The following is a 21,991-nucleotide window of genomic DNA, read 5'->3' on the forward strand; positions in this document are numbered from 1 at the left end:
TTTGAGCAAGTTACATCATGATGATTTGATAGGTTCTTTATAGACTAGGCTTTATCTTTCATAATCCAAGCAACCAAGTCAGCAAAGTGGTCAAATGCCTCAGTCGGATTTAATTCGCGAATATCTTGCCCATAGTTGTAGCCATAAGACAGGCCGAGCGTGTCCATATTGGCGTTCTGTCCAGCCAACATATCGTTCCTAGAGTCCCCAATCATCACTGACTGCTCGACACTGACATTAAGAGTCTCACAGACGTGTAGTAGGGGCGTTGGGTCTGGTTTTTTGACAGGCAAACTGTCGCCGCCCATCACTTCACTAAATAAGTCTTGCCAGCCAAACGATTGCAATATCTTCGGTACAAAGCGAATAGGCTTGTTGGTGACTAAAGCAAGTGTATAGCCAGCAGCGTGCAGTTTTTTGATTCCGTCATCGACATCTGGGTAGGCAACGGTTTTACTACCACTAAGACTCTTATAAGCTTCAAAAAATATTTGCTCTGCGTGATCAGCTTCTTCGACCGTTAGCTCACCTTCTGCTACTTCCACTTTACCAACCAAAGCGCGCTCTACGAGCAGGCGTGAACCATTTCCTATCCAGTTACGTATTGTCTCGATAGGGTAAGTATCTTTGCCTAATGTGGTTAGCATGGCGTTGGTTGCGTCGGCCAAATCTGGCACGCTATCAATGAGTGTTCCATCAAAATCAAAAATTAAAAGCTGCTTATTCATTGTTCCTCACTATTGAAAATCGTTATATTTATTATATTGGCCATACCTTAGCACAGTAGTATTTCGAGACCAGTCAATTTAGTTACCTGTTGTGCTGAATGTCTTGAGTATTAGCAACTATTCGACATCTTTATAGCGTTCACGATGCTCTTTCTTCATTCTTAAATAATCTTCGTTCTCACGGCATTCGTCCCATTTAACTTTAAAAATCCGTGCTGATTCTGCTTTGACTGGGTCTTCCTCTTGTCGTGGCAATTCTTCGCGGCCATGGGCGCCGCTTTGACCTTTTTTATCATCAGGTACCGCGCCTTTATATTTTTTGCCACCTTTGTGATTGGCATAGCGACGAGCGCGGGTATAGCCCATTTGTATAAACTTTCGCGCCATATCTGCGCCGACGAAGTCATCGTCAGCCAAGTAATCTAAAAATATCTGATAGATAGCTTCACTGCTCTCGCGGGCGATATCAGGAGTCGCAAAACGCCAATGGGGTAAAATCTCAGATTTATAAGGCTCTACCAGTAATACGCCTTGCTCACCGCGACCAACACGGTACAACTCAGGCTGAGCGCGCAAATCCAAACTCTTATAATCCAAGTCGTAATCAAACTCTCTCATATCTATGACCTATTATTCTTATCTATTCGTATATGGTTATTGAGTATACTTAGCCAAGCTGTTTAGAAAAAAGCACAAAAATGTTATGCAACCGTGACAGTAGGTATTTAGCATCAAGAGCGTTAAGTAGAAATAGTTATGGTAAAGTCAGCTATGAGACGTATGAAGGCTATGAGACGTATGAAGGCTATGAGTGTGATAAATACAATGCTACGAGAAATGTTATGTTGAGAAATAAGATAAGTGTAAATGAGCTCAGCCGTTTGCGATTACCCAAAAACATACTGGTGGCATGGCTATTGCTAACGACAAGCATACTAGCTACTACGGCTGCCCATAGTGCTTGGTTTGAACGTTTGATTCCGCAAGGGGAGACTTATACGGTACGCGAGATAGATCGCGATTTGGCATTTGTGATAGATGGCTTTATCTATGATGCGCGTACGTCTTGTTTTTTGGCAGTGGGTGACCGAGTGATATTTTTTGAGGGGCGTCACGGTATTGATTACCGCGCAACTATATACGACTTGGATTCGCGTGAGCGCTGTAATTTACTCTTACGTGGTCGGTTGTACGAATAGTGGTCGGCTATACGAATAAAAGCAACGCATGAATAAAAGCAACGTATGAATAAAATGAACGCTAAAGAATACGGTAAAATTTAAACATAAAAAAAGCCCCGAACATTGCTGTTCAGGGCTTTTTAGAATTCTATTAACGAATGGTGGCTCGAGGCAGGATCGAACTGCCGACACACGGATTTTCAATCCGTTGCTCTACCTACTGAGCTATCGAGCCGTCTTCGTTGAGGTCGCTATTAAACTAAATATACGCGCTTCTGTCAAGCTGTTTTTGCATTATATCTGATAAAAGACGATAAATAATTAGATATTGGCAAAATTAACCATTTTAGCGCTCGGTTTAGTCTTTTACACGCAACAGTTCGTACTCGCTCATGATACGGTGAATATCAGCGTCAGCAGGGACAAATTCACGTACGCCTTTTCTAACTTCGCAATCATAGACCAGTTTAATAAACTTGGCATCGATAGCACGTTTACGATTCTCTGGATGCACCGTGAGATATTGCAGGCGCTTAGCATTGGTCTGCCCGTCATCAAAGCAGGCGACAGCGGCGATAGGCTTATCATTGAACATACCGACATAGAGGTACTGTCCACGTTTAAATCCTTGCTCAACGATATTTAATACCTCGAGACCGTCAGGCTGTGCATCATCACTATCGTACAACGCCTGCAAACGCTCTGCTAGCTCATTGTCGCGAGCAGGTTTTTTGATAAGTGGCGCATCCAAACTATTAATGGCGATCGCTTCTAAAGGCATAGCAGTTCCTATAAATAGAGGGTTTCTACAGTATAAATTAGCAATATGAGACAGCACGATGTCATAGCGTGCAGTGCCGTAAGTAAGGGTCTTCAAAGTCAGCGCGAGTCATGATTGATAATACTGAACACACTATTTTAGCAGAATGACGTGATTTTGTGCGTGGTTTACCGCTTGGTCGTGGCAGTAAATGTTAGGGTTTGCTATGATGAGGCTATATAATATTTAGTATGTATAAACCCTAATATGTTGATATCTTTTGTATATATCATTTTCTGCTAAGGTCTGACCCAGACACTAGTAAAATATTCTGGGCAGGTTTTTGCCTTATTTATTGAACGCTTTTCACTGATAAAAACTGATAGAGAGTAGCCATGACAGCCAATGCAACGACGACTGCTGCCACACCTGAGCAAACTGAGTCAAAAAACGTAAATCTATATGGTCGCCCTGAACGTATCGCGACCGTTGAGCGTAATACAGCCGAGACGCAAATCACTTGTACCGTTAATCTGGACGGTACAGGTAAAGGCACGGTAGACACTGGCGTACCATTTTTGGATCATATGATTGATCAAATTAAGCGTCACGGTTTGTTTGACCTAGACATCAAATGTACGGGTGATACGTTTATTGATGACCACCATAGCGTCGAAGACACTGGTATTACGCTTGGCCAAGCATTCAACAAAGCACTGGGTGACAAAAAAGGCATTCGTCGTTATGGGCATTTTTATGCGCCGCTAGATGAGTCATTGACCCGTGCTGTCGTCGATCTGTCAGGGCGTCCTGGTCTACACATGGATATCCCATTTACGCGCTCGCACGTCGGCCGCTTTGATGTTGATTTGTTCAGTGAGTTCTTTTACGGGTTCGTCAATCACTCATGGATGACTGTGCATTTGGATAATCTAAAAGGCAAAAACAGCCATCATCAGATCGAATCAACCTTTAAAGCCTTTGCTCGTGCGTTACGTATGGCTTGTGAGTACGATGAGCGTGCGTTGAATACCCTGCCATCGACCAAAGAGGCTTTCTAAGGCGCATTTAAGGCTCTTCTACGGTGTCAGTCAAGCTTGGCGTACTAGTTGTACAGCCTACGTTTGACTTCCTTGTAGCAAAGCCTTATCTACACATTGGTAATGGCTAACAGTATAAATAGTACTAGTCAAAATATTTAAAAATGAGAACCAATCGATGACTAAAGTAGCACTACTAGATTATGGTATGGGCAACCTGCACTCTGCTAGCAAGGCCCTATCGGTAGTCGGGGCAGAAGTCTCTATCACCAATGATCCAAAAGTCGTCGCGGCGGCAGATAAGATCGTTTTCCCTGGTGTGGGTGCGATGCGCGACTGTATCGCTGGCATGTGTGATGCAGGCATTGATGATGTCATACGCCATGCAGTGTTTAACAAGCCCGTTATGGCCATCTGTGTGGGCATGCAGGCATTGTTTGAGCAGTCAGCTGAAAATGGTGGCACGGACTGTTTGGGCATCTTAAACGGCACTGTAGAAGCGTTTGACCCTACGTGGAAAGACAAGGAGGGCGCAACGATAAAAGTACCGCATATGGGCTGGAATACCATTAGCGGTATGGATTTTGACCATCCGCTCTGGCACGGTATCGAAGACAATGCGCATTTTTACTTTGTGCATAGTTATTACTGTGAACCTGCCGATAGCTCACAAGTAGCAGCGGTATGTGACTATGGTCAACCGTTCTGTGCCAGTGTGATCCAAGACAATCTATTTGCCACCCAGTTCCATCCAGAAAAGAGCCATACTGCTGGCTTGCAACTGCTCAAGAACTTTGTAGAGTGGAATGTGTAAATAGTTGATAAACGTGAAGTGAATATTTAATTTAGTAGAAGGTAGATTATCAATTGTATAATCTGCCTTTTTTATGCTCAGCCATCACTTTTTAGCTGCTATTCTGTAGCTATTATAGTTTAGCCATCATGGTTTAGTGATACGCTCAGTTATTTTCTACTCGCTTATATTTGGAATATCTCAGTGGATTTTACTGCCTTTAAAATGAATGTTATGGAAACAACGGGCCTTGCCAAAGATGCTTTACATATCTATGTCGGTGTCGGTGTTTATCTGCTGTGTCTGGTTGCGCTGCGTCCTATTATCAAAAGCCAAGGTATTCGGTCATTTATTGCATTGATCGTCGTGACTTGCATTGCGCTGTTGGGTGAGTATTTAGACAATCGAGATACGATTGAATCGCTTGGCTTGGCAAGCTTGAGTCGTGATCAAATACTCGCGAGTATCCGTGATTTGATTAATACGTGTATGCTGCCGTATGTGCTCTTTGCCCTGAATAAGTGGACAACCATATTTCGACCAACCAATAAATCAACTTCACTAACCAAACGCCATAAAAAAACGGACTATTAATCAGTCCATTTTTTCGTTTTGCTATTTGAATTTATAATTCTAGCAGCTCATTTTATTTTTTGGCTTCATCATAAAGCTCACGTACTACCTCACCAATGGCTTTGATACCATCAGACAGTGTCTGTTCATCCGCAGCGATACTCATACGAATACACTCGTGTGCGTGCTGATAATCGCTAACATCGACACCAGGAAAGAAGTACTCACTTGGCACAATAAGCGTACCTTTTTCTTTTAGGCGCTCGTATAGATCCAGCGTGCTAATCGGCAAGTCTTTAAACCATAACCATAAGAATATCGCGCCTTCAGGCTTATGGATGACCAAAGGATAGTCGCCCAAGGCTTCTTTTAACAGCTTCACCGCGAGGGTTGCCTGCTTTTGATAAAACGGCTTGATATCGTTATCAGATAATTGCTTGATACGGTCATTTTCTACCAATGGCGTGGCAATCGCTGCACCAAAGCGTGTCGGAGCTAGATTTACCACGGCATTCATTGCGCTGACCGCTTCAATTACTTTGGCATCGGCCACGATGATACCGGTACGCATACCAGGCAAACCAATCTTCGATAGGCTAAAGCACAGAATCGTATTATTATCCCAATTCAGGTGCGCGTCAGAGTAGATGATATTGGGGAAGGGCATGCCGTAGGCGTTATCGATGATAAGGGGAATGTCATAGCGTTTAGCAATCTCAGCCAAATGCGCCATTTCGTCATCAGTTAGCACGTTACCAGTTGGATTGGTCGGACGTGAGCAGCAAATCGCGCCGATACGACCTTCCTTTAACGCTGGCAAGTTCTCTAACGCGTCAAAATCCACACGATATTTAAAGAAGCCTTCCTCACCATCATGCGTCACTTCATCGATATGTGGCAATACCGCTGTGAAATGCTGACCTTCGACATGCACATCGCTATAGCCGATATACTCAGGGGTCAATGGCAGTAGAATAGACTTGTCGACAGATTCGTTCTTTTCATCTTGACTGTTTTCATCAACGAAAGCACCGCCAAACAGATTAAATAGATAGAAAAACGCATTCTGTGAGCCATTGGTCAAGGCGATATTTTCTGAAGTCAGATTCCAATCATAATGACGGTTAAAGAAGCCAACCAAGGCGTCGATAAAGCCAGCATCACCTTGTGGATTAGAGTAATTCGCCATGCTGATAATCGCGCTACTATTGGGCACGCCTGCATCATTATCCGTACCTAGTGCCTTATACGTCTCCAAAAACAACTCATTGACGGCATCAATTTTAGCAGGGTTACCACCGCCCAGCATGTTGACTGGCTGATCGCTTTTTAGCGCATCGCCCAGATCATCCATCAATTGTGAGATGCCAGTTGGCTGGGTAAATTTTTGACCGAACTTTGAGAATTTCATAAGGCTACCATGCTGTTTGGGAGGGTGTTAATGAGGTATAGGCACGCATACCCCTAATGACAATATGGGCGTTAGTATAGCAAATAGTCAGTTTTAAACGAGTTGGAATCGTAAAATAAACTATTGCTAAATCATCGCTCTTACCCGTGCCATAATCCCGCGTCCAATTACCAATCTTACATAAATAATGGCAATCGCAAACAGCAATATGATTAATGCTGCACCGCCAATCGCCAAGCTCGTCCACGGCACACTAAATTGTAAATTAAACCACTGCGTGATAGCAGCCCATGCACCCACGCTGGCGATGACAACGGCAAATGTCGCCGCGCTAATCCCAAGTACACCCAACTCTAAAATATTGAGCATATACAAGTCACGCTTTTGCATACCGAGCAGTCTAAATGACGCGCTGTCTTTCATGCGATCTTGTGAAGTGGACAGCAGCGAGCTGATCAGCACCATGACGCCAGTGAGTAGAGCAAGCAAGGTGAATACATAGACCAGGCGGCTCATTTGTACCACCAGTTCTTGAATTTGCTTGGCAATGGCAGTGCCATCGATCGTAGTGACAGCAGGGAACTCGCGTACCAGTTTGCCTTGTAGTTCTGGAATGGCATTCTCTGATACGTGCGTAGTAGCAAACTGAATCTGCGGGGCTGCGGATAGCACTGATGGCTCAAATAAGAAATAGAAATACGGGCTTGGGCCACGCTCATAGCGCGTGCGAATACTGGTAATTTGCCCGATGATTTCGATCCCTTGAATGTTAAAACGCACCTGATCGCCCATACCGACATTGAGCATACCTGCAGCAGTGTCCAAGATAGACAAGGGTTTGATTTGCTCATTTGTCGCATCGATAGGGGTGTATAGCGCGTCGTCTGTGAGCGATTCAGTGATGTATTCGGTCTCCATGACCGTATCTGTATAGCTCAAGTTAAAGACACGCGTGGGGTCATCAAAGCCATCAGCAGGCTCGATATCTTTTGCCGCCACATCATTGGCCGTCTCTACACGCGCACGAATGACTGGATAATAAGTGACAGGCGCCTCAATGATGGTATCAATATCGTCATGTTGATCGCTCTGCACATCGAGCAAAAACAGATTGGGCGCATCTTCAGGATAGGCATTGATAAACTGCGCATTGATACTGTGATTGAGTGTGGTGATAAGCGTCAGCACCGCCACCGATAGTGATAAGGTGACAAAGAATAACGCTGATTGGTTGCCTTTACGCGCAAGGTTATGGATGGCGATACGCTGCATCCAACTGACCTTAGTATTGCTTGCCAACTTGTTAAGCAGCCAGAGCCACCCACGCGCCAATAGCCAAAATATCGCCACAAAGCCAATCAAGCCGCCCAATAGCTGTGCGCCTAATGACAGTGAACCAGCTTCATACGCAAAGAAAGCATACAGTCCTGCCAGCACCAAGCCATACCATAGTAGCGGCACACGTCGATACCAAGGCAAGTTTTGCGTTTGCGTGCTCGCTCCTTGATTGAGTAGGGTAGCGGGTTTGGTCGTGCTAAGTGCGCTCAAACCACGCTGCGCAATCAGCAACGTCAGGGCTAAAGCAATCACAATGGTTTTGACGGCACTGATTGGATTGATGGCTAGACCGACATCGGCAGGCAAGATAGCGACCAGATACGGCTGACCGATTTTGAGTAAGCCCAGACTAAGGGCAACCGCTGCGACACAAGCAATGACGGTCGTGATGATAAGCAGCTGATAGTAGCTACGTTTGAGTGAGCCAAGTGGCTCGCCTAGCGCCAAGCGAATGGCATTATTGGACTGCTGCTTACTGACAAAAGCGCTAATGACACCGTACATGGCGACCGCAGATAGTAGCAATACTGCGATGACCAGTAATTTTAAAAACATCAGCACATTATCAGAGATACGCGAGACAGAAGTGTCTGCGGACTCAGCGTCAGATAGCTCAATATCAGGATAATTGGTCAGGATATCTGTAAGCTGTTCACGCTGCGTGGTTATCAGTTCTGGGTCGCCTGCCATCTCGATACGATAGTTTATGCGGCTGCGTTGACCCAATAGGTTGGTTGACGGAAGTGCATCTTGTTTCATTAACACACGCCCACCAAAACCAAAGGTGGTCAGCGGACGATCAGGCTCTTTGGTCAGTACATCACTAATCGTGAACTGCGCATCGCCGATGGTGATACGGTCGCCGACATCGGCCTGTAGACTACTGAGCACTTCTGGCGCGACGATCACACTATCAGATGTTAGCTGATCCCACAGCGGCTGTCCTGAGGCAAGTTCCGCTATGCCGTATAGGGGATACGACGGCGAGACAGCTTTGACGCTGGCAAGCAAGGTTTGCTCATCATTGACCAGCATGGCGCTAAACTGATAGTCATACACCGTCTGTGTATCAGGGATAGTTTCTACCTGTGACAATACTTCGCTTGGCCAGTCTTGCTTACTGTTTAGGATTAGATCCCCACCAACGAGTGCGCGCTGATTGTCATTGATGTAGCTATCGACAGACTGCTGCACCGAGTCGAGGGTCAGGTAGGTTGCAAGCGACAAGGTCAATGTCAGTAGAAACAACACGGGATATACCCAGCGCTGCCACCAACTACGGCTGAGTGCTTGTGAGCCTAGAGTTTGAAAACCTAGGGTACGGGTAAATTGATTAAGGATGCCGTTAGGATAACTGGACTCTTGATGCATACTGGTATCAGTCTTTTTTGTATCAGGCGATTTATTGTCTGTGGGCTTACTATTCATTAAGATACAATCCAGTTATTCATGTAGGTACAATGCGGCCGTCATGCATGGTGATGACACGATCTGCCATCTCGGCAAGTGCAGGATCATGAGTCACGACCACCAGTGCCGAGCCAACCTGTTGGCGTAAGTCCAATAGCAGCTGCATGACTTGATCGGCGTTTTGCTCATCCAAGTTACCCGTTGGCTCATCCGCAAACACAATCTTTGGATGCGATACCAGTGCTCGTGCTACTGCTGTACGCTGCTGCTCACCACCTGACAACTGATTGGGTAAGCTGTTACGTCTATGACCTAAGTCGACCGCATCTATCAGCTCGTCTACGCGTGATGGGTTTGGACGTCTGGCAATATCAAGTGGAAAGGCGATATTTTCAGCGACGGTTAGTGTGGGCAGTAGATGAAACGACTGAAAGACAAAGCCCATATCCTGCTGTCGAATAACGGCAAGCGCATCCTCGTCAAGACTGCTAAGCATTTGACCTGCCAGCGACACCGTACCACTATCGGGATAGTCTAATGCTGCGAGTAAACCTAACAAAGTAGATTTACCCGAGCCTGATTTACCCATGATGACCACAAACTCGCCAGCGTTGACATAGATATCTACGTCTTTGATGATGGACAGCTTTTGCTCACCGACTTGCACGGTTTTATTTAATTGTGAAGCGGTCAGTAGAGCTTGTGTCTTAGCGTCTGCTTGTGGCGTTGCTGTGGCAGTCGAAGATGATGATGTCATTACAGTGTCTCGTTAAATGGTCTCGTTTGTCTTATTTTTTGTCGTATTGTCTTGAGCAGTCGTAGCTGTGTTATCGGTATCGGCTGTTTTTAGCTCTTGTAGTTCTTCTAGCTCTTTTAACTTAGGCTCTAGAATAGGCAGGATGTTGTTGTTAACGATAATCTCATAGCCTTCTTTGGTTGGATGAATCGCATCCGCTTGGTTAAGCTCTCGGTCACCGCCGACGCCCTCTAAGAAGAACGGAATAAGCGTCAGATTCATGTCTTTAGCAACACGTGGATAAATGTCTGAGAATGCCGCAACGTATTCATTGCCTAGATTGTCATAGATTGACATACCGCCTAAGATGACGATACTGCCATTGTCTTGCAGGTGCTTAACCGCAGTACGAATATTGGCTTCAATGGTTGCTACATCGATACCACGTATCGCATCGTTAGCACCGATGGTCAATATGGTGATGTCGGGTTTGGTTTGCGACACCCAGTCCAATCGATTGACCAATCCCGTACTGGTTTCACCGCTTAGACCTGAGTTGATAACTTTGGCATTAGCGTAGCCCATCTCTTGTAGACGATCTTCTAACTGAGCAGGGTAGTTGTCATCTTTGTCCACTCCCAGACCTTCTGTCAGGGAGTCACCAAGCGCTAGAATAGTAAGTGATGAGGATTTGACCTGTTGATCAGTTGTTGCTGAGGTTTCAGTGGCTACTGGAGCAGTGCTGGCTTGACTGTTATTCGCTTCAGTACTGGTACTCTGCGTATCAGTAGCAGATGTGGTTTCAGCATCTTTTTGACAGCCACTGATAGCCATTACAGCCGCGAGCATAGCGATAGCAGGCAAGCGCTGAGCAAAACGAGAGGGAAATTTCATCATGGGTGTTATGTCCTATATGCAATCAAACCAGTGTCTAGTCAAATCCTATCTAAACCAGATACAGTAACAGTCGGATGAATCGTCAGGCTCGCTCAGTCTACTATTGGTAGTACTTTCACTCACCTTCCTTTTATCCGGGTTATATTGAGTATCCAGATTATATTAAGTATCTAAGTTATATTGAACTGACTATAGCAAAATAAGACAGCGACCTATATTGCCCTAAGGTTAATTTAAGACCGCTTTATTGCGCGTTAGCAATCATGGCCTTATGAATAACAAAGGCTTATAGCAATCAAATATATTTACCATCGACCATTACTGGACGACTAACAAGCCAAGCAATCACGACGTTGACAATCATCAGTATCAGCATAATAAAAAGCGGCATACTCCAACTACCAGTCATTTCATGTAGCCAACCTGTACCTAACGGTCCAAAAAATGCAATGACATAACCCACTGCTTGAGCCATACCAGACAGCTCACTTGCCTGATTGGTCGTATAGGTGCGCATAGAGAACAGCATCATGCTCAAGGTAAAAATCGCTGAACAGCCCATGCCCATCATGCCTGACCATAGCCATGCCAAGTCAGTCGATAGATAGCTGACGCCCAATATGCCAACGACATTTAGCACAGCGGCGAACACTGCTAGCGCTTGAATAGGGCGGCCACGATTGACCAGCCAAGTTAAACTTAATATAGAGACTGGTGCCATAAACTGAAATACAGAACCCATTTGTCCAGCACTGACGGCAGATAGTCCCTTACTGACCCAAATCGATGGTAAAAAACTGGCAACGGTGTAAAACAATAATGACTGCAATCCCATAAAAATAGCAATCTGCCACGCAAAGGTGGTTCGCCACATGGAGATATCAGAAGAACCTAACGCCGCAGGGATAACCGCTTGATGGTTAGATGAACCCAACCGTACACGTAAGAACAGCCAGATGACAAAGGCAAAAACACCCAGTATTGTCCAACCGCCTAACGCCCACTGCCAACCTACTTGCTCAGATAACGGTAGCACCACGCCTGCGACGATACCCGCTGCTGTGGTCATCGTTAAACTGAACAACCCTGTAATTAACGGAATATGTTGCGGGGTACGCTGCTTAATAACAGGCGCTGCTAAAGTATTAGCGAAGCCGATGGCGAGGGTAAGCAACAAAGTACCAATTAAAAACCCACTCCACGTCGGGATAGCAGTACGGATAATCATCCCTACCGTTAACAACCCAATCATGGCAATCAGTGTGTTTTCTAGTCCGAATCGCTTACCAATGGTTGGAGAAATCAGCGCACCAACGGCAAAGCTCAGCATAGGCACTGCCCCTAGCCAGCCTATCTGAAACTCAGAGATATCAAGCGCGTCTTTTACCACTGGAGCGATAGAACCTAGCGCGACGATAGGTGCACGCATATTGGTTGCTAGCAGAATCATGGCACACAGAACCAACCAAAAGGTAAAGCGTGAGGAGGGCAGGCTAGATGAAGCAGATAGATTGGATGAGGTAGACATAGCAGCACAACGATGACAGCGAAAAAGAACACGTTATTAAACAGCGCCAAGCAATTGCCGCTTATAAAATAACACCAGAGAGCATTTACCCAGACACGTACCTAAACGGTAATCGATATCGTAAATCAGACCGAAAGATATATGTAGCGCGTAAGACATACAATTTGCTTAACTGACTTTGCTAAATTGGCAGGCAGGTTAGTCAAGATATATGTGTGGTTACTTCGAGTTACGGCTATAGAACAGTGATAGTAAGAGATGGCGATAATAACGAATATTAGATGAGCAGCCTTATCGCACAATAAAAATAGCGCCAAGTCACTTCTGAATGACTTGACGCTATTATAAGAACATATGTCAGGTAAATGCTACCAACGTATAGTAACCAATAGGCTATTAAACCGATTTACCCAATTGAGCAGCTCTTAATGCATTCTCTTGCTGTTCAGCGATTAGTGAATCGCACTTATTGGGATCATTACCACAAAACGAGCAATTTTCATCGCCCATCAATTTGGCAACACCGCCACAAGATCCTCTAAGCGGCTTTTTTTTGACCATATAACCGACGCCCATAAAAATGAAAAATAGGACAAATACGGTGAAAGTAATGGCAAGCATAGGAAGCAGTTGGCTAAGCATAGAGGAAACCTCATTTTAAAAAATAGGGCAGTTATTAGTGGTGTTACCTAAGTTCATGGCAGCTAAGCACCGTTAATAACAACTGTATAATAGTATAGCAAATTTTAGTACGGCTCGTTGTGCGTTAACGTATTCTCTTGTTTCACATCTATCACTTACTAGTGGCTTTTAGAATGTGCCATCTAGAGTTTGAAGTATGTTTAGAGCTTTTTATCAGCACGTAATGCTTTCATCGCTGGTGTCTGTACCACCTGCCAGTCGTCAATGTTATCATCAGTAGCTTCGTCAGCAGCTTCGTTGGACATATCGTCAGAACTCTTTGCTTTTACATCGTCAGCTAGTACCACGAACATGGCTGCTAGATTTTGCGTTTTAGCGAGGTCTAGTGCTTTGTGATAAGGCATCGCGGTAAGGGCGGTTGCCCACGCATCCGCCAATGCAACCGAATCAGCTGCGACAGTAACTGAAGGTGCACCGCCTGCAATAGGGTTACCCGTTGTCGGATCGATAGTATGGCTATAGCGTTTGCCATCGAATATAACAGAGTTGCGATAGTTACCAGAGGTCGCTAGATGCATTTGGCTAGCCGTATTCTTTGGTTGGCGAATAGCAGATATGGTCTGACGTTCGCTGACAGTACTGCCTTCAATAGGAGCGTCAATCGCAATTTGCCATGGCTGCTGCTGGTTGTTCACACCAGAGGTGGCTATTTCACCGCCGATCTCAACCATATAGTTACGAATTTGATAATCATCTCTCAGTACGTCAGCGATGACATCGACACCATAGCCTTTGGCAATGGCAGAGAAATCTAAACCCACGCCGTCTTTGGTTTTATAAATGGTGTCATCTTTCTTTATGATGCTTTCAAAATCGACCAATGCTTTGGCTTGAGCAATCTCAACGGCAGTCGGTGGGCTTTGTAGACGCTCGACTGTCATGGTGCTTCCAAAGCCCCATGTATTTACTAATGGCATAACGGTAGGATCAAAAGCGCCGCCAGATTGCTGATAGACAATTTGCGAGACATCGAGCACACGACTAAAATCCGCATCGATAGTGATAGGTTTGTCTTTGGCCAAACGATTGAATGTAGATATGGTCGAGTCGTTTTGATAAGTAGACATGCTATCGTTAATTTGTTTTAGGCGCTCGTCTACCGCAGCTTGTATGGCAGCTTCGTCCGCATCATCAGGCAACTGATAGCTAATATGGTAGCTCGTCCCCATCGTCTCACCGATCAGATAGTTATAGTCTGGGGTTTGTTGGCAAGCGCTGAGACCTAAAGTACTGGCAAGACCAACAACGCTTACTAAGGTAAGGTGTAGAGGTTTTTTGGAAGATAAGCTGGATATAGTGTTTTTCATAATATTTTCGGTATGGCGTAGAAATGAGTAGGGTGTAAAACAAGCCACGCTTATTTTACACCCCTTGAGCCCAAAAATACTACTGAAGGCACCATTCAGCGACAATTCGTTCGGTTGAGTGGTTTACTTCACTTGTGACTCACGTATGAGCTTATAGAGTTTTGGCGGAGAGACACGGTTGACCCGTGTGGCCAGTTTTTCTTTACGACCAGCGACGATGATATATTCCTCTCCCTTGGTGAGCGCCTTCACGACTTGTTTGGCAAACTCAGTCGCAGTTAGACCATTACTGGTCGCTTCATCCATCGTACCCTGTGCGCTACCGTCGCCAGTCAATGCATTGATAGAGATATTAGTCTGAATAAACCCGGGGAATATCGTGGCTACTTCGATACCTTGGTCATGTAATTCAGCACGCAAACTATTTGCCCACATATGCAGCGCTGCTTTGGCTGCCCCATAAGCACCGCGATATTGTGTACCCAATAGGCCTGCCACACTTGAAACCATCACGACTTTACCACCGCCTTGTGCAATCATGTCCGGCAATGCAAGTCTAGTAAGACGCGTCTGGGCAAAGTAATCTATTTCCATGATTTGGCGTTCAACTTCTTCAGCTGTGTCCATGATGAGCGAACGCTGACTGATACCAGCATTATTGATGAGCCAGTCGATTTTTCCTACCTGAGTTTTAGCAGTATCATAAGCTTCTTTGGTTTGGTTGGCATCGTTAATATCAAAAGGAACGACAATATGTTTGTTAGCACGTTTGCAGCTATTTTTGACTGCCTCTAACTTATCACTGTCACGTCCACTTAGAATAATCCTAGCGCCGCGCTTGGCGAAGGCAACGGCTAATGCTTGTCCAATACCGCTAGAAGCACCAGTAATCCAAATGGTCAAATCTTTGTATTTCGTTTTCATAAGAGTCCTTTCTCAAAGTTTAGATAGTCCATAATATAGGATAATAAAGCTACTCTACTAGCTAGATTTATAGTCTGCAAAGGCACTACTATGTGTAAAAATCGCACAAAAAAAGAGTCTCAATTGAGACTCTTTTTTATATTCTTAAACTTACTTTGCTAGATTAATTATCTAACTTAACCACCGAAATCATCAAGCATGATGTTTTCGTCTTCCACGCCCATGCTGTGTAGCATGTCGATTACGGCAGCGTTCATCATCGGTGGCCCACACATGTAGTATTCACAGTCTTCTGGGTTTGGATGATCTTTCAGATAGTTTTCGAGCAATACGTTATGGATAAAGCCTGTTGGACCTTCCCAGTTATCTTCTGGTAATGGGTCAGACAGTGCAACATGCCACTCAAAGTTATCGAACTCTTCTTCTAGCTGATCATAGTCTTCAACGTAGAACATCTCACGAATAGAACGAGCACCATACCAGAAGCTAATCTTACGATCAGTATTCAAGCGTTTGAGCTGATCAAAGATATGTGAGCGCATTGGAGCCATACCAGCACCACCACCGACAAAGATCATTTCAGCTTCGGTCTTCTTGGCAAAGAACTCACCATAAGGACCAGAAACTGTCACTTTGTCACCAGGTACTAAGCTAAATACCCATGAAGACATTTTGCCTGGTGGAATACCGTCAGGACCACGTGGCGGTGGACTTGCGATACGGATGTTAAATTTGATGAGGCCTTTCTCTTCAGGATAGTTGGCCATTGAGTAAGCACGGATAACTGGCTCATCAACTTTTGAGACATAGTTGAAAATACCGAATTTTTCCCAATCTTCTCTATACTCTTCATCAACCACAAAGTCTTTGTAGTGCACTTCATGTGGTGGCGCTTCCAACTGTACATAACCACCAGCGCGGAAGTTTACTTCTTCGCCTTCTGGAATTTTTAGTACCAGCTCTTTAATGAAAGTGGCAACGTTATCGTTAGAGATAACTTCACATTCCCATTTCTGTACATCAAAGAACTCAGGGTCAATCTCAATTTTCATGTCTTGCTTAACAGCTACCTGACAAGCTAAGCGCATGTGATTGCGGATTTCACCTTGAGTAAAATAGCCTTCTTCGGTGGGCAAAATAGAACCACCACCTTCAATAACGCGGCAACGACACTGCGCACAAGTACCACCACCACCACAAGCTGAAGATAAAAATATACCTTCGCCCGCTAGCGTTTGTAGTAGCTTGCCGCCAGCTGGTGTCACCACATCATTATCGGGATTATCATTAATATGGATAGTGACATCGCCTGAACTGACCAGTCTTGAGCGCGCCGCCAAAATAATAGCGACGAGGCCCATGATGATCAAGGTAAACATAGCAACGCCACCAATCGCCGTAGCGTAATCCATGGTAGGTATCCTTAATCTATGGGGTAGGGGTGAGGGGGCATAATCTATGCTGTACCCAAACCTCTACCGAATAAATGAATTAAATAAGTCAAATAGCTAATGAAAGCTTTGAGCTTAGCGGTTTAGATGGACATACCACCGAACGACATAAAGCCGAGCGACATAAGACCAACCGTGATAAAAGTAATACCAAGACCACGCAGCGGTGCTGGAATATCTGAGTATTTTAGCTTTTCACGGATACCCGCCAATGCTGTAATAGCAAGTGCCCAACCGAAGCCTGCACCCACACCATAGACAACAGATTCACCAAAGTTATAGTCACGCTCAACCATAAATAGTACACCACCCAAGATGGCACAGTTTACGGTGATTAGTGGTAAGAATACCCCAAGTGCGTTATATAGACTCGGTACAAACTTGTCCAAGAACATCTCTAGGATCTGTACGGTGGCTGCAATCAAACCGATATAACTTAGCAATCCTAAGAAGCTCAAGTCGATATCAGGGAAACCTGCCCATGCCAGCGCACCATCTTTTAGGATGAACTGGAATAGTAAGTTGTTTAGCGGAACCGTAATCGCCATCACGACAACAACCGCAACACCTAGACCAATCGCTGTAGAGACTTTTTTGGATACGGCCAAAAAAGTACACATGCCTAAGAAGTAGGCAAGCGCCATGTTCTCAATAAAGACTGAGGTTATAAATAAACTAACATAATGTCCCATTAGTGACCGCCTCCATGTGCCATGCCTTTAGACTGCGGCTTCATTACAAACTCAGCTTCTTCAACTTGTTCTGGTTTCCAGATACGGACAACAGCGATGAACAAACCAATGATAAAGAACGCTGATGGTGGTAACAGTAATAGACCGTTTGGTATGTACCAACCGCCATCAGTGACTGGCTGTAGAATCGTAATACCGAACCAAGTACCAGCACCCAATAGCTCACGGATAGTTGCAACGAATAGTAGTACTGCTGAGTAACCAAGACCGTTACCAATACCATCTAAAAAGCTTGGGATTGGTGGGTTGCTCATCGCAAATGCTTCAGCACGGCCCATAACGATACAGTTCGTGATGATCAAACCAACAAAGACAGATAGACCCTTACTGACGTCATAAGCAACTGCTTTTAGTACCTGATCAACCAAGATAACCAACGAAGCAATAATCGTCATCTGTACGATGATACGAATGCTTGATGGAATCTGTTTACGGATAATCGAGATAAAGAAGCTTGAAAATGCCGTTACCAAGGTCAATGCCACACACATGACCATAGCGTTAGCCATGCTGGTGGTGACAGCCAATGCCGAACAGATACCGAGGATCTGTAGGGCAATAGGGTTATTATCAAAGATAGGCGTGGTTAAAATGCTTTTAGTGTCAGCCATGTTATGCCTCCTTGCCGTTTGCTACTGGTAGCTTGGCTGCCAATTCGGTTTTAGGTTGAGCTGCCGGCTTTGATTGATTTGCTTGCGTGTCTGCACCTTCAACCGTTTGGCCGCTCTTTTCGCGTAGCGTATCTAGATAAGGCTTATAACCTTGCTCACCTAACCAAAACTGAATCATGTTGCTGACGCCGCGGCTAGTCAATGTTGCACCGCTAATGCCATCAACCCAGTTCTCTTTTGGGTTACCAGCTTTGGTTACACCAGTGGCAACGTTACCATTCTCGTCATAAGACTCGATACCGCTCCACTTTGCACGCCATTCTGGCTCTTCGATACGAGCGCCAAGACCTGGGGTTTCTTTATGCTCATAGAAACTGATACCTTTGATGGTATTCATGTCACTTTCGAGCGTTAAGAAACCATAGATAGTGCCCCATAGACCGTAGCCCTGAATTGGCAGTACAACCGTTTCTGGCTGACCGGCGTCATCATTTTTGACATAGACTTTGGCATACTTTGGCTTACGACCAATACCAGCAGGATCGTTGTCACCCAAGTCTTCACTTAAAGCTTGGTTTTTTGTCGCTTGACTGGCGTCATAAGCATTACGATCAGGGATGCCAGCAGTTTTTAGCGCATCGTCATCGAGATAAGTACCTTCGTTTAGATCAATGATTTTGACTTCAAAGTCTTTAAAACGTTCGGCGACATCATCTGCTGTATCAGACTCAGCGTCATACATATCAGCCGCAACTAAGATGTTTTTGTTGCGGTCTAAACGAGCGTTTTCAACTTGCGCAGGCTTTAGACCAACAGCCACTGCTGAGACCAACACTGAACACACCAAGCATAGCGTCAAAGCCACACTGATGGTTTTCGCGTTATTACTTTTGGGCTTGGACATAGCGAACCCTCCGAGCGGTTTGGCGTTTGATATTTGCTTGAGTCACAAAGTAATCAAACAATGGAGCAAATAAGTTGGCGAATAGAATGGCCAGCATGATGCCTTCTGGGAAAGCAGGGTTGATGACGCGAATCAATACGGTCATAAAACCAATCAAGATACCGTAAGCCCAGCGGCCTTTGTTTGTATGCGCAGCTGATACTGGATCGGTTGCCATAAATACAGCACCGAAAGCAAAGCCACCGATAACTAAGTGCCAGTAGAACGGTAAGCTCATCATCATGTTGTCTTCAGAGCCAATCATGTTGAATACAAGAGACGTAGCAATCAGACCGACCACACAACCTGCCATAATGCGCCAAGAAGCGATACGCGTCCATAGCAACACTGCAGCGCCCATTAGGATAGCTAGCGTCGATACTTCACCGATACTACCTTGCATATTACCTAAGAATGCATCACTCCACGTGATGGCATTACCATAGACATCGACGAAGTCCTGAGGAACCACACCAAGGGCTGCAAGGCCAAGAGGCGTCGCACCTGAGAAACCATCTACTGCTGTCCATACTGAGTCACCAGACATATAGGCTGGATAAGCAAAGTATAAGAATGCACGACCCGATAGGGCAGGGTTAAGGAAGTTTTTACCAGTACCACCGAACACTTCTTTTGCGACGACTACACCGAAGATAATACCTAGGGCAACTTGCCATAAAGGAATATCAGGTGGTAGACATAATGCAAATAGAACTGAAGTCACAAAGAAACCTTCGTTAACTTCGTGTCCACGGACGACAGCAAAGATAATCTCACAGAGAATACCTACCGCAAACGTCACGATATAAATAGGCAAAAACTGCATCGCACCATAGACGAAGCTGGCCCAGATACTGTCTGGGTTATAGCCTGCCATGCTAGTGATCACAGTACGCCAGCCTTCAGGCTGCAAGCCAAGCTGAGCGATAGCGGTTAGTGCTTGATGACCAATGTTGTACATACCCCAAAACATCGCTGGGAAGGTACATAGCCATACAGTAATCATAATACGTTTTAGGTCAATCCCGTCACGTACATGCGATGACGCATATGTGGTTGAGCTTGGTTGACGTAAGAACGTATCAAACATCTCAAAAATAGCGTAGTACTTTTCGTGTTTGCCGCCTTTGGTGAAAGATGGCTCCATACGATCGAACATATTGTGTAAAAATTTCATCGTGGTTAGCCCTCCAGCTCAATGCGCGTTAAGTTATCACGCAAAATATCACCGAATTCATATTTGCCAGGAGATACAAAGGTGCATAGTGCCAAATCTTCTTCGTCCAGTTCAAGCACGCCCAAATCTACGGCGCTAATGATGTCTTCGACGATCAATGCACGTAGTAATTGAGTTGGTAGGTAATCTTGTGGCATGACTTCTTCGTAGACACCGATTGGTACCATCGCTCGTGGTGAGCCGTTACTTGTCGTAGTAAAGTCGTATTTTTTGCCACCAAAGAACTGCGAAATATAGATAGGCAGTTTTGAGAAGCGGTTTTTACCTGGAGTAAAGAAATGGAACGCAGGACGCTCACGACCTTCAGTCAATACGCTGATCTGATTGTGAAAACGACCCAGATAGGCGATGTTTTCAAACACTTTGCGACCGGACAATACTGAACCTGAAATGATACGGTTCTCGCCAGCAGCCAGTTTACCTTTGGTTAATGCAGTGATATCAGCACCACGCTCAGTCATAACCAAATGCGGGTTAGTGACAGCAGGTCCTGCTAAGCTCACCATGCGGCGAGTATATAGACGACCTGTCGTAAACAATTTACCGATGGCAATCACGTCTTGGTAACCAATCGTCCATACGGTCACACCGCGGCTGATAGGATGCAAAAAGTGAATGTGCGTACCAGCAAGACCAGCTGGATGCTTACCAGCAAAACCATGATACTCAGTGACGTTATTCGCTGCAGTTTTTGTAACTGGCGTCAGTTGGGTATCGCCACGATGGCAGACAAAGGTCTTTGGACTAAGCGTAGATAATACAGCAAGTCCATCATTGAACGCTTGTAGCTGCTCATTGATCACAAGCATCGGGTCAAAGGCAAGTGGATTGGTATCCATTGCTGTGACAAAGATGGCATGTGGACGAGCGCCGATTTCGGGTGCGCGGCTATAAGGACGCGTACGGAACGCGGTCCATTCGCCAGAGGCAATCAGTTGGGTTTCAACGACTTCAGAGTCTAGGTCAGCAAGCTGCTGTGAGTCATAGCGCTCAAAGTCTACTTCTTCACCATTTGGGTCGACCGCAATCACAAGACTCTCAAACACTCGACGTTCGCCACGTTTAACAGCGACGACCTTACCGGCAGCAGGGGCAGTGTAGATCACGCCAACACGTTTTTTGTCTTCAAAAACGGGCTGACCTTTGGCTACAATGTCACCTTCTTTGACATTCATAGTGGGCTTCATGCCCACATAATCATAGCCAACAAGTGCTACATGTGTCGGTTGGTGCTCAGATATCTCGCGGGAGGGTTCACCAGTGATGGGCAAATCCAAACCTTTTTTGATGGTAATCATAAGCGAAAACTTAGTCCATAGTCTAAAACGATACCAGACGTCCTGTTTGGTATATCGGTAGCATGAACGTTTGTATCACTCAACAAAGCCTTCAATCGTCTATTTCCTTTATAGTGAAATAGGGATGAAAGCTCTGTGAAGACAATACATGATCATAACTACTAGTAAGAGTATTAACGCTGACCTTAGACTCCTTAACAACACGTTAATGTCTTATTCGAATTACCAAAGTGGCGACTGGCTACCAAGGTGTATGCTAAAACCGTTTCATCGAAATCAATCGCTACAGCACATGGCTAAAAGAGACTGGTTTAAATACAAATGGCTTTATCACACGTTTCATTGAAATTTAAAACTTGTAACACCAGCAT

General features: G+C 45.1%; 21 protein-coding genes and 1 tRNA gene. 4 read left to right on the forward strand and 18 right to left on the reverse strand.

The window, feature by feature from the left end:
- Positions 1–44 precede the first annotated feature (44 nt).
- The gene (locus tag Q0788_RS12255) at positions 45–728 is read right to left on the reverse strand and encodes a phosphoglycolate phosphatase (protein WP_298811104.1); all 684 of its coding nucleotides are present in this window, start codon (positions 726–728) and stop codon (positions 45–47) included.
- A gap of 117 nt (positions 729–845) precedes the next feature.
- Complete coding sequence (locus Q0788_RS12260) at positions 846–1,346, reverse strand: DUF4385 domain-containing protein (protein WP_298811107.1); 501 nt, start codon at positions 1,344–1,346, stop codon at positions 846–848.
- A gap of 224 nt (positions 1,347–1,570) precedes the next feature.
- On the opposite strand from Q0788_RS12260, the gene Q0788_RS12265 reads away from it, so the two are divergent.
- Positions 1,571–1,927, forward strand: coding sequence for a hypothetical protein (locus Q0788_RS12265; RefSeq protein ID WP_201606168.1), 357 nt, complete (start codon positions 1,571–1,573; stop codon positions 1,925–1,927).
- A gap of 141 nt (positions 1,928–2,068) precedes the next feature.
- Here Q0788_RS12265 and Q0788_RS12270 read toward each other — a convergent pair.
- Together Q0788_RS12270 and Q0788_RS12275 are read right to left on the reverse strand one after the other, a co-directional pair.
- A tRNA-Phe gene (locus tag Q0788_RS12270) sits at positions 2,069–2,144 on the reverse strand.
- A gap of 123 nt (positions 2,145–2,267) precedes the next feature.
- On the reverse strand, positions 2,268–2,690 hold the full coding sequence (locus Q0788_RS12275; RefSeq protein ID WP_102091078.1) for a hypothetical protein: 423 nt from the start codon (positions 2,688–2,690) through the stop codon (positions 2,268–2,270).
- Between the two features lie 374 nt (positions 2,691–3,064).
- Between Q0788_RS12275 and hisB the strand changes: the two genes are divergently transcribed.
- From hisB to Q0788_RS12290, 3 genes are all read left to right on the forward strand, one after another.
- A complete protein-coding gene (gene hisB, locus Q0788_RS12280) occupies positions 3,065–3,730 on the forward strand; it encodes an imidazoleglycerol-phosphate dehydratase HisB (protein WP_298811113.1) in 666 nt (221 codons plus the stop codon).
- A gap of 157 nt (positions 3,731–3,887) precedes the next feature.
- Entirely contained in the window at positions 3,888–4,523 is a 636-nt protein-coding gene (hisH, locus tag Q0788_RS12285) for an imidazole glycerol phosphate synthase subunit HisH (RefSeq protein ID WP_298811115.1), read from the forward strand.
- A 213-nt stretch (positions 4,524–4,736) separates the two neighbouring features.
- Positions 4,737–5,096: a hypothetical protein gene (locus Q0788_RS12290; RefSeq protein WP_298811117.1), complete on the forward strand. Its 360-nt coding sequence runs from the start codon at positions 4,737–4,739 to the stop codon at positions 5,094–5,096.
- A gap of 52 nt (positions 5,097–5,148) precedes the next feature.
- Here Q0788_RS12290 and Q0788_RS12295 read toward each other — a convergent pair whose 3' ends face one another.
- From Q0788_RS12295 to Q0788_RS12360, 14 genes are all read right to left on the reverse strand, one after another.
- Positions 5,149–6,486 carry a valine--pyruvate transaminase gene (locus Q0788_RS12295; protein ID WP_298811119.1) on the reverse strand — a complete coding sequence of 446 codons (1,338 nt, stop codon included), beginning with the start codon at positions 6,484–6,486 and terminating at the stop codon, positions 5,149–5,151.
- 126 nt (positions 6,487–6,612) lie between these two features.
- Positions 6,613–9,252, reverse strand: coding sequence for an FtsX-like permease family protein (locus tag Q0788_RS12300; RefSeq protein WP_298811121.1), 2,640 nt, complete (start codon positions 9,250–9,252; stop codon positions 6,613–6,615).
- A gap of 19 nt (positions 9,253–9,271) precedes the next feature.
- Positions 9,272–9,991 carry an ABC transporter ATP-binding protein gene (locus Q0788_RS12305; protein WP_191114420.1) on the reverse strand — a complete coding sequence of 240 codons (720 nt, stop codon included), beginning with the start codon at positions 9,989–9,991 and terminating at the stop codon, positions 9,272–9,274.
- A gap of 12 nt (positions 9,992–10,003) precedes the next feature.
- On the reverse strand, positions 10,004–10,867 hold the full coding sequence (locus tag Q0788_RS12310) for an arylesterase (RefSeq protein WP_298811124.1): 864 nt from the start codon (positions 10,865–10,867) through the stop codon (positions 10,004–10,006).
- A 295-nt stretch (positions 10,868–11,162) separates the two neighbouring features.
- Positions 11,163–12,395 (reverse strand): CynX/NimT family MFS transporter, encoded by a 1,233-nt coding sequence (locus Q0788_RS12315; protein WP_298811126.1) that lies wholly within the window; start codon positions 12,393–12,395, stop codon positions 11,163–11,165.
- Positions 12,396–12,791: 396 nt separating this feature from the next.
- On the reverse strand, positions 12,792–13,037 hold the full coding sequence (gene nqrM, locus Q0788_RS12320; protein ID WP_057762175.1) for a (Na+)-NQR maturation NqrM: 246 nt from the start codon (positions 13,035–13,037) through the stop codon (positions 12,792–12,794).
- Positions 13,038–13,237: 200 nt separating this feature from the next.
- Positions 13,238–14,404, reverse strand: coding sequence for an FAD:protein FMN transferase (locus Q0788_RS12325; protein ID WP_298811127.1), 1,167 nt, complete (start codon positions 14,402–14,404; stop codon positions 13,238–13,240).
- A gap of 123 nt (positions 14,405–14,527) precedes the next feature.
- Positions 14,528–15,328 carry an SDR family oxidoreductase gene (locus Q0788_RS12330; protein ID WP_298811128.1) on the reverse strand — a complete coding sequence of 267 codons (801 nt, stop codon included), beginning with the start codon at positions 15,326–15,328 and terminating at the stop codon, positions 14,528–14,530.
- Positions 15,329–15,504: 176 nt separating this feature from the next.
- Positions 15,505–16,740, reverse strand: coding sequence for an NADH:ubiquinone reductase (Na(+)-transporting) subunit F (nqrF, locus tag Q0788_RS12335; protein ID WP_102078341.1), 1,236 nt, complete (start codon positions 16,738–16,740; stop codon positions 15,505–15,507).
- 122 nt (positions 16,741–16,862) lie between these two features.
- Positions 16,863–17,471 carry an NADH:ubiquinone reductase (Na(+)-transporting) subunit E gene (nqrE, locus tag Q0788_RS12340; protein WP_011281361.1) on the reverse strand — a complete coding sequence of 203 codons (609 nt, stop codon included), beginning with the start codon at positions 17,469–17,471 and terminating at the stop codon, positions 16,863–16,865.
- On the reverse strand, positions 17,471–18,142 hold the full coding sequence (locus Q0788_RS12345; protein ID WP_057762168.1) for an NADH:ubiquinone reductase (Na(+)-transporting) subunit D: 672 nt from the start codon (positions 18,140–18,142) through the stop codon (positions 17,471–17,473). Before Q0788_RS12345 ends, nqrE begins: the two co-directional genes overlap by 1 nt.
- 1 nt (position 18,143) lies before the next feature.
- Positions 18,144–19,046 carry a Na(+)-translocating NADH-quinone reductase subunit C gene (locus tag Q0788_RS12350; RefSeq protein ID WP_057762167.1) on the reverse strand — a complete coding sequence of 301 codons (903 nt, stop codon included), beginning with the start codon at positions 19,044–19,046 and terminating at the stop codon, positions 18,144–18,146.
- Positions 19,027–20,262, reverse strand: a complete 1,236-nt coding sequence (locus Q0788_RS12355; protein WP_057762164.1) for an NADH:ubiquinone reductase (Na(+)-transporting) subunit B — start codon at positions 20,260–20,262, stop codon at positions 19,027–19,029. Before Q0788_RS12355 ends, Q0788_RS12350 begins: the two co-directional genes overlap by 20 nt.
- 5 nt (positions 20,263–20,267) lie before the next feature.
- Entirely contained in the window at positions 20,268–21,620 is a 1,353-nt protein-coding gene (locus Q0788_RS12360) for a Na(+)-translocating NADH-quinone reductase subunit A (RefSeq protein ID WP_298811129.1), read from the reverse strand.
- Positions 21,621–21,991: the final 371 nt, after the last annotated feature.

The sequence above is a fragment of the uncultured Psychrobacter sp. genome (assembly GCF_947500265.1).
Lineage (GTDB): Bacteria > Pseudomonadota > Gammaproteobacteria > Pseudomonadales > Moraxellaceae > Psychrobacter.